We start from the raw sequence: 14,395 nt of genomic DNA, 5'->3' as shown, positions 1-14,395 counted from the left end.
GATTTGGCTAATAATTGCTGGAGCAGCAATGTTTTTACTTTTAATAAAACATAACGGCTATCCAAATGTTTGGCCTTTTATTATTGTTTATACATTAGGAATGATATGGCAATTGAACCCTAAAACTAGGAAGAAATTTGCAGTTGGTTCTGGAACATTGGAACAAAAAAAGTGGGCTAATTTTTCAATGATGCTTTTGGCTATTTTAGTTTTTCTCATTTTTCATTTTGTCGGCGATGATTATAGAAATTGCTGGCTATTAATTCTTTTAGCTGTAGGTATTCATTTCTTAATGTTTATTCCCGTACATGGAAAAATGATGTTTTTGCTGTCCGTTATTTTAATATTCAATTCATTTATAGGATTAATCATTACCAACGTAAATCTAGATGTATTTTTTGTAATAGATGGTTTAGTGAAAATTTTAGTTGGTGTAATTTTTATTAGGTTAAGTCCTATTGATTTTTAAAATACAGTTGATAAATATATTAGAAAAGAAGGCGTAGTATGATATTTTTTATGTTAGCTATTAGTGTAGGATTAATATTTTTTGTTCATTATATAACGAAACAGATGTTTAAATACGAAGTAAATCACTCAAGTTCAAAAAAACGCTTTTTAATAAATCTTTTGCAATTTGTTAGATTTGCACCAGTAATTGTATTACTTGTAATATACATACTGGTTTTAACAACTTTGCATACGAAAACAGGTATTCGACTATCTCATGCATGGTATGCTGCGCAATTTTGGGCTTATTATACGTTTTTGTATTGTATTTATATGATAACTAGGAAAAAATTGCTTCTGTTTTCCATGGTTATAGCCTTAATAATGGCCATTTATTACACTCCGTTGTTCCACTTTGAAAACCAATTTATAGGATTGTATGTAATTGTCGCTGATGTTTGCGGAATTTTAATGTTTATAAATTTATGGATGTCGATATCGAAAGTTTTAGTCGGAATGAAAAATAGGTAATACTTTTGGTTCCTGTAATTGACGTAACAGAAATACTAGATGTAGTACAAAAATTATAAAAAAGGCGGTGGAAATGAATCCACCGCTTTTTTATATGCTAGTTTTTCACGCTTTCATTTGTTGATTTTCTTCAAATGATTGAAAATCACGCCAGATCTCATTCATCTTCCGTCTACCAATATCAACCATCGGATTAAATTGAATCGCAGCATGACGACGAACGGAGTGAACATTTTGAATTGCTTGTTGTAAATGTTTTTCAACCGAATTAGATGTTTTATTAGCCTGTTTTACGATTGAATATCCAGCGACAGTACCTTGCGCCATCGCGATTTTCCCGCTTTCAATTCCGGTAATATTTCCAGCTACAAATAAACCTGGAAGAGGGGTTTCCATTTCTTCTGAATGAAGCGGGACATGTCCGCCTAATTCCGGAATGTAATGGAAAGGGCATCCCGCTACAGCGGCAAGTTCAGCAAGAGGGTATAAACCTCCGGCAATGCAAACAAAATCTGCCTCATATATCTTTTCTGATCCATTAATAACATTTCCATTAGAATCAATGTTAGCAACACGAACACCTTCAACTTGATCTGTACCGATAATTTCAAGTGCAGCTTTCCGGAGATGTAGTGGTGTCCCATTTATTTTCATCCCGTTATTTGGATAGAAGGTTAATCCAGCTTTTCGAATCCAATCATATTTCATAAAACGGCTACCTAAACGCAGAAAAGCAGAAGGAGCGAGGTGAGCTGCATTTAAAAGAGAGTTCAAAACTTCTTCTGGTTCACCAGCTTTTTGGCTTAACTCACTTTTTTCAGGAAGTACAATATGTTCTACTTTAATTCCAGCTAATTGTAATTCATTTAAAATAGCGAATGATAAAATGTTAGCACCAATAATGATTCCTTTTTTTCCAACTTGCACGCGATGAACATTTGTCATAACTTGAGCCGCTCCAATTGACATAACTCCTGGAAGTGTCCAGCCAGGAAGGGGAATAGAATACTCAGCAGCCCCGGTAGCAATTAGTACGAACGGTGCTTCTAACGTACCGATATTTGTATGTACGAACCAAGAACTCTCATCTTTATCTAAATTATAGACGGAAACACCGCACCGGATATCGACTGAAAGTGATTTTGCTTCTTCTCGAAGGCGTTTTGATTCTTCTATTCCGTTCCACCATTCCCCAGTAGGCTCTTGATGTAACTGTCCTAACAATCTCCCGCCCGGCTTCATAAATTCATCAATAACAAGTACGTTAAGTCCAAAACGTGCACAAGAGATGGAAGCTGATAATCCTGCTGGTCCTGCGCCAATAATAATTACATCGATCATCGCTTTTTCACCATCTCTCTCACGATATTTGGATGCTGTTTTCCGCTTTCAACAACCATATCGTTTTCTACAACCGTTAAGCATGCTCGTACGTTCGTTTGATTGTTTACTGTCACACGGCATTCAGAACAATGTCCGATATTACAATAAATACCTCGCGGCGTCCCGCTATCTTCATGGACTCTTAACGTTCTTATTCCGTTTGCAAGTAGAGCGGCCGCTATCGTTTCATGTTCATATGCTTCATATTGTTGACCATTAAATTGAAAATTGATACGCTGACTACTATTTAAACTACCTAAAATAGGGTGATTTATAATTCTATTCATTTATTTTCACCTACCGCCCCAAAAGTAACTGCACGCACTGGTGGTTGATATTTTAATGGAATCTCGTCAGGAGATGTACCAGGGTTAGCGTTTTCGATCATTCGATCTAGTGTTGTTCTACATGTACGTCCCCCGCAAAAACCCATACCAGCACGCGTTCTTAGTTTTAACTCACGAGCTGAGCAATTATATTCAGCAATTGTCGATTGAAGTTGTCCGTATGTAACTTCTTCACAACGACAAACAATTAAATTCTCTTTATTCGTCATATGTATTCCTCCTCTAGTTCGGTTTACACAAATTATTATGCAATAACTATGCCAACATAGAGGAGGAGAAGGGGGTTATCCCGCATTAACGGGCAGTAAGACCCCACCTCAAAATTCAGTGAAAGCAAAGAAGTTAGGTGGGGGTCGGGCTGCCCGTAAAAGCCCGATTGGTGAGGGCTGATAATCAAGTGGGGATGAACAAAATCCCCACTGATTAAAGTTTCACTTTATTGTAACCCAAGCCTTTTTAAGCGGTTATATAAAGTGGCCCTCGTTACCCCGAGTTGTTTCGCACATTCTAATTTATTACCATCTAAAATGCGTAAAGCTCTTTCAATTACCTTTTTCTCGTGCTCATCCATTTCTTCTTGTAAAGAAAGAATCATATTATTATTGCTGAGTAATAGGGAATGAGATGTTTTGTTCTCTAAAGTATCATTTGTATGAAACGGTAAATATTCTTGTTTTAAAATGCCGTCTGTCGCAAATACGACGAGTCTTTCAACTACGTTGCGGAGCTCGCGAATATTACCAGGCCAATCGTAATGAAGTAGTTCATGCATAATACTTGAAGGTAAGTCGCGAATAGGCCTGTTATAGTTTATTGAAAAATCGTTTAAGAAGGAATAGGTTAATTCGATAATATCCTCTCGTCTTTCGCGTAGTGGCGGAATATGCAAGCTTACTACGTTTAAGCGATAGTATAAATCTTCTCGGAAAGTTCCTTTTCTCATTTCTTCTTGTAAATCACGATTTGTAGCAGCGATAATGCGGAAATCGATATTAATTTCTTTTTCTCCACCAACTCGGTAATACTTTCGTTCTTGCAGTACACGCAAAAGTTTCACTTGCATATCGAGAGGCATTTCTCCAATCTCATCAAGGAATAAAGTACCGCCTTGCGCGAGCTCTATTTTCCCTTTTTTCCCTTTACTATTTGCACCAGAAAAAGCCCCGCGCTCGTAACCAAATAATTCACTTTCAAATAACGCTTCAGGAATTGCACCGCAGTTAATTGAAATAAAAGGGGCATTCGCTGTCTCACTTGCTTCATGAATTGCTTTCGCAAACACTTCTTTTCCAACTCCGCTTTCGCCGAGTATTAAAACCGTGGACTTCACTGAACAAACCTTTCTAGCTAATTGAATCGTTCGTTGTATAACAGGGCTTTTTCCATTCATCGCAAGGAAAGGATCGGATGTATCTTTATATTTTGCTACTTCTTGTTCTAATCGGTGCATTTCATGCGACATATTAAATAGTTTTTCATTCAAAGCGACTTGATTTGTAACATCAGTTTCAGAAACGACTGCTCCTATAATTTCATTGTTACAATAAACTGGATTTGAATTAATTAATACGAACAAATCCGGACGAGGCTGATGGAACTGGGCGACTATGCTTTTTCCGTCATGTAATGATTGTAAAATTTCTAAATCTTTATAATCAAAAAAACGTGTAATCGGTTGTCCGATAATTTCGTTATGTTTGACTGAAAAGATTTTTTCAGCGCCATCTGTCCACGTACGAACGCATTCTTTCTCATCAATGACGGTAACAGAAGAATCAGTCGTTTGAATGACAGTGTTATAAAAAGCTAGCAGATCATTGTAAGACTTATAAAGAAATGGAATCATTTGTTGAGCAGTTACACAGCATATAGGATCTAGATTTTCGTTCACAATTACAACTGCCGAATTGTTAGAAAAAGCTTCGATTAACGTAGTGAAAGAGTCCTCTTCATAAATAACTGCGCAACTACATTCTTCAGTAGATGAAGGAAGGTAATAAAAATTTTTACCTTCCTGTTTCATGTGCTGAATGGTGCTTGTACGATCAATTGATAAAATTTTTATAAACTCTTTTATTGTTGGAAATGAAAATGTCATAGTGTCCTCCTGGTATGTATAAAAATTTAGACAGTGATAAAGAAATAATACACCTATTTACGATAAATTTAAAATATTTTTACAAATAAAAATTATTTCATATAAATAGTTCTGTATGTAGAGTTGGCACACCAATTGCATAAATAAAAAGTGAGAGATTTAGGAGAAAGGAGGAGTGCTATATATGAGGCACTGTGACGTTTTAATAATAGGCGGTGGAATTATAGGATGTTCTATCGCTTATTACACTTCAAAATACGGAAGAGACGTAACAATCATTGAAAAAGGGGAATTTGTCAGTGGGACGTCTTCACGGTGTGATGGGAATATTTTGGCTATTGATAAAGACCCAGGGTTTGATAGTCAAATGTCGTTAGTAAGTCAAAAATTAGTAACTGATTTAAGTGAAGAGTTAGAGCACTCATTTGAATATAGGGCGCCAGGAAGCATTCTCGTTTGTGAATCAGACGAAGAGATGGAAGCGGCGCAGCAATGGGTCAATCGGCAAAAAGAAGCTGGTTTACCGTTTCGTATGCTTGATAGACAAGATATAAGAGACGAGTCACCGTTTTTTGCAGATGATTTATTAGGTGGTTTAGAATGTGCAACGGATTCGACTGTAAATCCGTACCTTCTTGCTTTTTCACTTCTCGCAGAGTCAAAAAAAATTGGTACAAAAGCTTTTAATCATACAGAAGTAAAAGAAATGAAAAGAGATATAGACGGTTCCTTTATTGTAGAAACAACAAATGGGACGTTTACTGCGAAGCAAGTGGTGAACGCAGCCGGTGTGTGGGCTCCTAAAATCGGACAGATGTTAGATGTGAATATACCAATCGAACCGAGAAAAGGGCATATTATTGTAGCTTCAAGGCAACAACACGTAGGTTGCCGTAAAGTAATGGAATTTGGTTATTTGATTTCTAAATTTGGTGGAAAACGAAAAGTGGATGCTTTAACTGAAAAGTACGGGGTGGCACTTGTATTTGAACCGACAGAAAGCCAAAATTTCTTAATTGGTAGTAGTAGAGAGTTTGTAGGCTTTCATACGAGGATAAATAACGAGGTTATTAAATGTATTGCGAACAGAGCGATTCGTTTTTATCCGAAAATGGCAGATATGATGGTGATTCGCTCATATGCTGGATTACGTCCGTGGACAGAAGATCATTTGCCGATCATTTCACGAGTGGAACATATTCCGAATTATTTTATTGCAGCAGGGCATGAAGGTGATGGAATTAGTCTTGCAGCAGTTACTGGGAAAGTGATTGAAGAGTTATTAAATGACAAAGAAACAATCATTCCTATTGAACAACTTCGTTTGAGTCGTTTTACAGAAAGGGTGTTAAACGGATGAGGTCACAAAGAGTCTTTACGACGATTGATACACATACGGGCGGGAATCCAACGAGGACATTAATTAGCGGACTTCCTAAGTTAATTGGAGAGACGATGGCAGAGAAGATGTTACATATGAAAAAGGAGTATGACTGGATTCGTAAATTGTTAATGAATGAGCCACGTGGTCATGATGTAATGTCAGGAGCACTATTAACAGATCCGTGTCATCCTGAAGCTGATATAGGTGTTATATACATAGAGACGGGTGGATATTTGCCGATGTGTGGCCACGATACAATTGGTGTATGTACAGCTTTAGTTGAATCAGGTTTAATTCCAGTAGTTGAACCGATTACTTCCTTAAAGCTAGATACGCCAGCTGGCTTAGTTGAAGTAGATATTTCTGTTCAAGATGGGAAAGCGAAAGAAGTCTCTTTCTGTAACATACCAGCTTTTTTACTGAAAAATATTTCTGTATACGTCGAAGAAATTGGAACTGTAGAGGCTGATATTGCGTATGGAGGTAATTTTTATGCCATTATCGATGCGAAGGCAGTTGGTCTAGAGCTAGTGCCAGAAAATGCTTCTACAATCATTGATAAGGCGATTCATATTAGAAATACAATTAATGAGAATTTTGAAATCATTCATCCAGAGTATTCGTTTATAAGAGGATTAACACATATTGAATTTTACACAGATCCTACTCATGAAAGTGCGCATGTGAAAAATACAGTTGTTGTTCCACCAGGGGGAATTGATCGATCTCCATGTGGTACAGGAACATCAGCGAAGTTAGCTGTATTATACGCTCATAAAAAAATTGACATCGATGAAGAATTTGTTCATGAGAGTATTGTGGGTTCTCTATTTAAAGGGTGTGTCATGAATACAACATATGTCGAAAATATTGAAGCTGTAGTAACGAAAATTACGGGATCAGCTTGGCTTATGGGCATGCATAGATTTTTTTACAATGAAAAGGATCCACTTAAAGAAGGCTTTTTGCTAATTCCGCCGATGGAACATGAAACGGAGGATGTAAAATGAACATTCAAAAAATGTATACAGCAGTAGACGTACACGTAGCTGGCGAAGCATTTCGTGTAATTAAAGACCTACCATGCAAATACTACTACAGTTTGGAGCAACTAAATGAACAATTTTCAGGTGATTTAGCAGAAGAAATGAAACTCTTATTAAATGAACCACGTGGTTTTATCGGTTTAAATGGATGTATTGTCGTTCCTTCTATTCATAATGAAGTGGATGCAGCTGTATTGTTTTTTAATCATGAAGGATCAATCCCTCTTCATTACGGTGGTATTGTCGCGGTAATAACAATGCTACTAGAAAGTGGATATTTAAAAAAGAGAGATTCTAATCAATATAAAATTGAAACGCTATCTGGAATTTTTTCAGTCCACGCATATGTAGAGGATGATGAAGTTGTATCTGTTTCGTTTGAAAGCAAACTATGTTATATGATTGAGAAAAATTTAAAGGTTGGTAATATAAGTTACTCTCTCATACAGGCAGATAAAGTATATGCAGTTGTAGAAAAGGATACGTATTCGCCAGAAATCAGTATTGAAAACATCTCTAAATTAAAAAAATGGGGTGAAGCTACACTTCAATCTATACAAAAACAGTCATTAATAAAAAGACTTATTTTAGTAGATTCTATGCAAAAAGAAAAGAACCATATAAAGTCGATTACATTTCATGAAGATAACTTTATAGTACGTTCGCCGGGTTTTGTTTCTACTATTGTATCTTATGTTCATACATTATTTAAAAATGATTATATAGCGGATAAACCTTTTAGAAATGAAAGTATTTTTAATAGCTTTATAACAGTAGAAAAAGTGAAGAAAGAAGAACTCGGATACATTTTTCGATTTGAAAGTAGAGGGTTTATTACAGGTATGCAAACATTTATATTAGATCCTACTGATCCGTTTCCAACAGGTTTTTTATTAAAATAATATGTTAAAGGGAGAGATAAAGATGCAAAAAATTAAAGGGGCATTTCCAGTATTAATAACACCGATGGATGAATTTCAAGAGATTGATTGGAAAGGCGTAAAACAAAACGTAAACTACTTTATTGAGCAAAAGGTAGCTGGAATTATTATTAATGGAAGTACGGGGGAATTTGTTAGTTTATCAAAAGAAGAACGATTTAACATGGTAGAAACAGTATTAAAAGAAGTTGATGGCCGTATTCCAGTTATTGTTGGAACTGCTGCGGAGACGACGAAAGAAACGATTGAATATACGAAACATGCAGAAGCGCACGGAGCAGATTGTGCATTAATTATAAACTCGTATTATTGTAAACCGAAAGAAGAGGAAATCTATTTTCATTTTAAAGAAATCTCAAACGCTGTAAATATACCAATTATGCTATACAATAATCCATTTACTTCTGGTGTTGATATGAGTACAGAACTTATGCTTCGAATCGGAAAAGAATGTGAAAATGTTACACATATTAAAGAATCTAGCGGAGATATTCGAAAAGCGAGAGATTTAGTAAGACAAGGTGAAGGTGCTTTTCAAGTCTTCTGCGGATCTGAAGATTTAGTTATGGAATCTTATTTAGTTGGTGCAACAGGATGGGTTTCAGTAGCAGGAAATATTGTTCCAGGACTTGTTACGAAAATGTATGAGCATTTTCAAAATGGTGAATTAGAAAAAGCGTGGGAAATGAACGATGCTATTTTACCACTTTGCGAGTTTCTTGAAGGATCAGGGAAATATGTACAAATCGTTAAACGTTCAATGGAACTACACGGGCAAGTTGGCGGACCTTCTCGTTATCCGAGATTAGGATTAACTGAAGAGGAAGATCAAAAGCTTCAAACGATTTTATCAAAAATTGCAGCTCATGCAGCTGTTTAAACAAGGAGGAGAGTATATATGTTAACGACAAACATTGAGCTGAAACCAAAAGTGAAAGCGTTTTTAAATGAAGAAATTAAAATGTTTATTAATGGCGAATTTGTTCCTTCTATTAGTGGAAAGACATTTGAAACATACAATCCAGCGACAGAAGATGTGCTAGCCGTCGTATGTGAAGCACAAGAAGAAGATATTGATATCGCAGTAAAAGCGGCGAGATTTGCTTTTGAATCAGGCCCGTGGGCAGAGATGACTACTGCTGAAAGAGCACATCTTATTTATAAATTAGCAGATTTAATTGAAGAGCATAGAGAAGAATTAGCACAGCTAGAAGCTTTAGACAATGGAAAACCATATCAAGTAGCACTGGATGATGATATTTCAGCAACTGTAGAAAATTATCGTTATTACGCGGGATGGGCTACAAAAATTATCGGGCAAACAATTCCGATTTCAAAAGATTATTTAAATTACACACGCCATGAACCGGTTGGTGTTGTAGGTCAAATTATTCCATGGAATTTTCCGCTCGTTATGTCTTCTTGGAAAATGGGAGCCGCTCTTGCGACAGGTTGTACGATTGTATTAAAACCAGCAGAGCAAACACCTTTATCTTTACTATATACAGCGAAGCTTTTTAAAGAAGCTGGTTTTCCAAACGGTGTTGTAAACTTTGTACCAGGTTTCGGCCAAGAAGCAGGAGCTGCAATTGTAAACCATCATGATATTGATAAAGTAGCTTTCACAGGTTCAACAGTTACAGGGAAATATATTATGCGTCAATCTGCAGAAACAATTAAACATGTAACACTAGAACTTGGTGGTAAGTCACCAAACATCATTTTAGAAGATGCTGACTTAGAAGAAGCGATTAACGGTGCGTTCCAAGGAATTATGTATAATCATGGTCAAAATTGTAGCGCAGGATCTCGAGTTTTCGTTCATCGAAAGCACTATGAAACAGTCGTAAATGAACTTGTAAAAATGGCAAATGAAGTGAAGCTTGGGGCAGGTATGGAGGCGGAAACTGAAATGGGACCGCTCGTATCTAAAAAACAACAAGAGCGTGTGCTAAATTACATTGAACAAGGAAAAGCTGAAGGTGCTACTGTTGCAGCTGGCGGTGAACGTGCATTTGAAAAAGGTTATTTTGTACAGCCAACCGTATTCACAAATGTTACTGATGATATGACAATTGTTAAGGAAGAAATCTTTGGACCAGTTGTCGTTGTACTTCCATTTGATTCGACAGAAGAAGTAATTGAAAGAGCGAATCGCTCTTCATATGGGCTTGCTGCGGGTGTATGGACACAAAATATTAAAACAGGGCATCAAGTTGCCAATAAATTAAAGGCAGGAACAGTGTGGATTAATGATTATAACTTAGAAAATGCTGCTGCACCATTTGGTGGATATAAGCAATCTGGTGTTGGACGGGAATTAGGTTCATACGCCCTTGATAACTATACAGAAGTGAAAAGTGTTTGGGTAAATATTAAGTGATACTCTATTCAGTCGGGAGTCTTTTCATCCCTGCTGAATAGTAGTTGAACCAATCAGGCATTTACGGGTAGGTGATTTTCCACCTTACTTCCTTTGTGTTCAACGCATGAGGTGGGAATCATACTACCCACAAATAGCGGGATAAAAGAATGATGAAATATAGTAAGAGATGCGGACAACTGGTAGGTAGGATAAAGGTTGTCCTTTTTCTTATATATAAAATTGCTTTTTCAAAAGAATTATAAGGGGGATTTGGATGGAGAAATTAGTAGAATGGTTAGTAGGGCAAGTATGGAGTATTGGTTTAGTTGTTTTTGCATTAGGAGCAGGAGTGTATTTTACAATTGTAACTCGTTTTTTACAAATTCGTTATTTTAAAGAGATGATTAAACTATTATTTGAAGGAAAGAGCTCAGAGACTGGGATATCATCCTTTCAAGCATTTTGTTTGGCGTTATCAGGTAGGGTTGGAATAGGGAATATCGCAGGGGTCGCGACAGCTATCGCTTTTGGCGGACCTGGAGCTGTATTTTGGATGTGGATGATGGCTCTATTAGGAGCGGCTAGTGCATTTGTTGAATCAACATTAGCACAAGTATATAAAAGTAAAGTAGGAAATGAATACCGCGGTGGTACACCATATTTCATTGAAAAAGGTTTGAAAATGAAATGGTTTGCGGTCATTGTAGCAGTGGTTGTAACACTTTCATATGGCGTTTTATTACCAGGGATTCAATCAAGTAGTATCGCGGTTGGATTTGAAAACTCTTCTGGCATTAGTAAATATATAACTGGTATATTTTTAGTTGTATTATTGGCAGCGATTATTTTTGGTGGAGTAAAGAGAATTGCAGGCGTTTCACAAATGTTAGTTCCATTTATGGCAATTGGGTATGTAATTGTTACATGTATCGTATTAATTGCGAATGTAACGGAAATTCCAAGTATGTTTGCTTTAATTTTCTCAAGTGCATTTGGTGTAAATGAAATGTTTGGAGGAATCGTTGGGGCAGCTATTGCATGGGGAGTAAAGCGTGCAGTATTTTCAAACGTTGCGGGTGTAGGAGAAGCAACATATAGTTCTGCAGCTGCTGAAGTATCGCATCCTGCAAAACAAGGGTTAGTTCAAGCTTTTTCAGTATATATCGATACAATTGTAGTATGTACAGCAACAGCTCTCATGATTTTAATAACAGGTATGTATAATGTTATACCTGAAGGGAAAAGCGCAATTGTACGGAATATAGGAAATGTGGAAGCAGGTCCAATTTATACACAACAAGCAGTCGAAACTGTTATGACTGGATTTGGTCCAATATTCATTTCAATCGCAATCTTCTTCTTCGCATTTACAACTTTACTCGCTTACTACTATATCGCTGAAACGACGCTTACTTATTTAGATGGTGGGCTCAAATATAGCTGGTTAAAACCAGTATTAAAAATTGGATTTTTAATTATGGTATACATCGGTAGTGTAGAATCAGCTTCGTTTTTATGGAACCTCGGAGATTTAGGAATTGGTAGTATGGCATGGTTAAACCTTATAGCAATCCTATTGTTAAGCAAAACTGCATTAAAAGTGTTAAAAGATTATGAAACGCAGAAAAAAGAAGGAAAAGATCCTGTTTTTGATCCTAAAAAAGTAGGAATTGAAGGTTTAACGATTTGGGAAGAGCGGAGTAAAGAGGTTGAAAGGAAAAATTCTAAAGAAAAAGTATCGGCGGATGATAGTGTTAAATTTTAAACATGCAAATTTCTAGTATTAAAAAACTGAAAATTCAATCTTTAATCAAGGTTATATATGGTCCTTGTTTGGTCGTAAACAAAAAGGCTGATCTTAGTAAAGTGATTTTAGAAGCTTGTTGTGTTTTAGCTGCAATTTCAGGAGAACTGAAAAGTGCTAAGCAATGATTTTAGTGCAAGAGTGTATGGTGGAATTGAAAAATCAAATTCATTAAACATGAGAAAGCTCTCCTTAAAATAAGCTTGTAAGGAGAGCTTTTTATTTTAGCCTAATTTTTTTGAAAGAGTTTCAGTTGTTTCATATAATCGATAGCTTTTGTTTTATTACTTTGTGCAGAAACATATTGTGCCTCATTTATATCTCTATAATAATTATTAAATATTTCTTCAGAAAGAATTCCGTCAGAGAGAGCTTTTTGAACTGCACAGTGTGGTTCATTAGTATGCGAACAGTTAGAAAATTTACATCTCCTAGAGATAAGAACTATATCTTCATATCCAATATTTAAGTTACCTTCATGATTTATTAAGTCAAATCCTATTTTACTAATAAGTAATCCCTCCACTTTTCAAAGAGTTTTTTAGAATCATACATACAAATTGTATCGTTTTTAAGTTGCAATTGTTTTAATATTCTGTGTTCTTATAAATTGATTTCTCTACATCAGGGAGAAGGGTGTATATGCTCTTCCCAATTAAAGATTCTAATTCATTCTTAATTGTATAGAATCCTTTCCAATGTAAAGAGGTATGAGAGGTTGTGCCATGACGTAAACCAACAGAAACCAATCTTCTTTCAAGCGTAGTAAAACCATCCGCATCAGCGAGAGCGTCGCAAAGAGTAATTACTTTATTGTATAAGTCATAGTCACTATTTTCATTCAATATTTCAATTAACCGGCTTTCCATATAATCGGGAACAAGGCTCCACTCTGCTGCGATATCTATATGCTCATTTTTGCAAGGAAATGAATGCGTCACACATATAACGGCGTTTCCTGTATACCCTAAATCATTCATATACATGTAACCATCATAGGAATGAATAACAGATTTAGTAAAACCTTTATATCTTCCTATATCATGCAGGAGAGCGGCATTGTATACTATGTCAACATCTAAGTCATACCCATTTTTTATAAGTTCTACAATTATTTTTTCAGTTGCATAGGCAAAATTAATTGAATGTTCGAACCAAGGACCTGGGTTTTGTTCATATGCCCAATCCAGTAATTCTCTTGCGTATTTCCTTTCTAATATATATTTCATATAGTGATCCTTTCTCTAAAAAATCGTATCTTAATTAATTTCATCTTAATATTTAATTATTCCTGCTATAAAAATTGTTAAAATAAAAACAAAAGGGGGAAAAGTAATGCGAAATTTAGTAATTGAAGAAATTAAGCAACTAGAAAATGATATTGAAGAGCTTTCTGAACTGTTGAAAACTGTAGTAGATGATGGGGCGTCAATTGGTTTTTTACCTCCACTGGAACAAAAAGAAGCAACAAATTATTGGCAAACTGTATTAGCACCAGAAGTGATATTGTATGTTGCTAAAATAAACAATGAAATGGCAGGAAGCATTCAATTACATCTAGTTACAAAGCCTAACGGGATCCATAGAGCCGAAATTTGCAAGTTAATGACTCATCCAAACTTTAGACGTAACGGTATTGGACGTTCACTTATGCAAAAAGCAGAGGAACGAGCAAAGCAAGAAAATAGGTCTCTTTTAGTTTTAGATACTAGAGAAGGAGACCCTTCTAATAGATTGTATAAGTCATTAGATTATCAAGAATCCGGCAGAATACCGGGGTATGCAATTTCTCCGAATGGTGAGTTAGATGCAACGGTTATTTATTATAAAATGATTTAGTTTTTTATTTAAAAAGGGAGATAATTTCAAACGACATATTTGTTATTATGTCTGTGTATTGATTTAAAAAAAGATTGATAATTTAAAATAAAGTTTGATAAATCCCTGTATAATAGTTTCTTTCTTTTGACCCTTTACCTTCATCTGGAATGTTTAATTTAAAGGGCCAGTCTGTAGAGAATTTTAACAATTTTTTTAGATTTTGAT

15 protein-coding genes are annotated in these 14,395 nt (G+C 35.7%); 9 read left to right on the top strand and 6 right to left on the bottom strand.

Going from position 1 to position 14,395, the window contains the following annotated elements; genetic code table 11:
* Nucleotide 1 precedes the first annotated feature (1 nt).
* Nucleotides 2–469, top strand: coding sequence for a DUF6609 family protein (locus ACFWDE_RS12780; RefSeq protein WP_377892687.1), 468 nt, complete (start codon nucleotides 2–4; stop codon nucleotides 467–469).
* Nucleotides 470–507: 38 nt separating this feature from the next.
* Nucleotides 508–981 carry a hypothetical protein gene (locus tag ACFWDE_RS12775; RefSeq protein WP_002147323.1) on the top strand — a complete coding sequence of 158 codons (474 nt, stop codon included), beginning with the start codon at nucleotides 508–510 and terminating at the stop codon, nucleotides 979–981.
* A 105-nt stretch (nucleotides 982–1,086) separates the two neighbouring features.
* Here ACFWDE_RS12775 and ACFWDE_RS12770 read toward each other — a convergent pair whose 3' ends face one another.
* From ACFWDE_RS12770 to ACFWDE_RS12755, 4 genes are all read right to left on the bottom strand, one after another.
* On the bottom strand, nucleotides 1,087–2,322 hold the full coding sequence (locus ACFWDE_RS12770; protein WP_377892685.1) for an NAD(P)/FAD-dependent oxidoreductase: 1,236 nt from the start codon (nucleotides 2,320–2,322) through the stop codon (nucleotides 1,087–1,089).
* On the bottom strand, nucleotides 2,319–2,651 hold the full coding sequence (locus ACFWDE_RS12765; protein WP_002110336.1) for a (2Fe-2S)-binding protein: 333 nt from the start codon (nucleotides 2,649–2,651) through the stop codon (nucleotides 2,319–2,321). Before ACFWDE_RS12765 ends, ACFWDE_RS12770 begins: the two co-directional genes overlap by 4 nt.
* Nucleotides 2,648–2,920 (bottom strand): (2Fe-2S)-binding protein, encoded by a 273-nt coding sequence (locus ACFWDE_RS12760; protein ID WP_002065856.1) that lies wholly within the window; start codon nucleotides 2,918–2,920, stop codon nucleotides 2,648–2,650. The genes ACFWDE_RS12765 and ACFWDE_RS12760 overlap by 4 nt, the downstream gene beginning before the upstream one ends.
* Nucleotides 2,921–3,147: 227 nt before the next feature.
* Entirely contained in the window at nucleotides 3,148–4,809 is a 1,662-nt protein-coding gene (locus ACFWDE_RS12755) for a sigma-54 interaction domain-containing protein (RefSeq protein ID WP_377892683.1), read from the bottom strand.
* Nucleotides 4,810–4,993: 184 nt separating this feature from the next.
* Here ACFWDE_RS12755 and ACFWDE_RS12750 point away from each other — a divergent pair, with 184 nt between their 5' ends.
* The 6 genes from ACFWDE_RS12750 to ACFWDE_RS12725 all read left to right on the top strand — a co-directional run bounded on the left by ACFWDE_RS12750 (nucleotide 4,994) and on the right by ACFWDE_RS12725 (nucleotide 12,310).
* On the top strand, nucleotides 4,994–6,169 hold the full coding sequence (locus ACFWDE_RS12750) for an NAD(P)/FAD-dependent oxidoreductase (protein ID WP_377892682.1): 1,176 nt from the start codon (nucleotides 4,994–4,996) through the stop codon (nucleotides 6,167–6,169).
* Nucleotides 6,166–7,203, top strand: coding sequence for a proline racemase family protein (locus ACFWDE_RS12745; RefSeq protein WP_113710033.1), 1,038 nt, complete (start codon nucleotides 6,166–6,168; stop codon nucleotides 7,201–7,203). The genes ACFWDE_RS12750 and ACFWDE_RS12745 overlap by 4 nt, the downstream gene beginning before the upstream one ends.
* Nucleotides 7,200–8,141, top strand: coding sequence for a proline racemase family protein (locus ACFWDE_RS12740; protein WP_377892680.1), 942 nt, complete (start codon nucleotides 7,200–7,202; stop codon nucleotides 8,139–8,141). Before ACFWDE_RS12745 ends, ACFWDE_RS12740 begins: the two co-directional genes overlap by 4 nt.
* A gap of 22 nt (nucleotides 8,142–8,163) precedes the next feature.
* Complete coding sequence (gene dapA / locus ACFWDE_RS12735; protein ID WP_016105096.1) at nucleotides 8,164–9,060, top strand: 4-hydroxy-tetrahydrodipicolinate synthase; 897 nt, start codon at nucleotides 8,164–8,166, stop codon at nucleotides 9,058–9,060.
* Nucleotides 9,061–9,078: 18 nt separating this feature from the next.
* Nucleotides 9,079–10,563, top strand: coding sequence for an aldehyde dehydrogenase family protein (locus ACFWDE_RS12730; protein WP_002110322.1), 1,485 nt, complete (start codon nucleotides 9,079–9,081; stop codon nucleotides 10,561–10,563).
* A gap of 256 nt (nucleotides 10,564–10,819) precedes the next feature.
* Nucleotides 10,820–12,310: an alanine/glycine:cation symporter family protein gene (locus ACFWDE_RS12725; RefSeq protein ID WP_377892679.1), complete on the top strand. Its 1,491-nt coding sequence runs from the start codon at nucleotides 10,820–10,822 to the stop codon at nucleotides 12,308–12,310.
* Between the two features lie 268 nt (nucleotides 12,311–12,578).
* Here the strand turns inward: ACFWDE_RS12725 and ACFWDE_RS12720 are convergent, their stop codons facing one another.
* Together ACFWDE_RS12720 and ACFWDE_RS12715 are read right to left on the bottom strand one after the other, a co-directional pair.
* Nucleotides 12,579–12,875: a hypothetical protein gene (locus tag ACFWDE_RS12720; protein WP_204210029.1), complete on the bottom strand. Its 297-nt coding sequence runs from the start codon at nucleotides 12,873–12,875 to the stop codon at nucleotides 12,579–12,581.
* Nucleotides 12,876–12,936: 61 nt separating this feature from the next.
* Complete coding sequence (locus ACFWDE_RS12715) at nucleotides 12,937–13,578, bottom strand: HD domain-containing protein (protein ID WP_377892677.1); 642 nt, start codon at nucleotides 13,576–13,578, stop codon at nucleotides 12,937–12,939.
* A gap of 106 nt (nucleotides 13,579–13,684) precedes the next feature.
* Between ACFWDE_RS12715 and ACFWDE_RS12710 the strand changes: the two genes are divergently transcribed.
* Nucleotides 13,685–14,188, top strand: a complete 504-nt coding sequence (locus ACFWDE_RS12710) for a GNAT family N-acetyltransferase (protein ID WP_377892676.1) — start codon at nucleotides 13,685–13,687, stop codon at nucleotides 14,186–14,188.
* The last annotated feature ends 207 nt before the right edge of the window (nucleotides 14,189–14,395 follow it).

The sequence above is a fragment of the Bacillus sp. NPDC060175 genome (genome assembly GCF_042728695.1).
Taxonomy (GTDB): Bacteria; Bacillota; Bacilli; order Bacillales; family Bacillaceae_G; genus Bacillus_A.
Note: the sequence above shows the minus strand (reverse complement) of the source record. Positions and strands in the feature narration are given on the sequence as shown.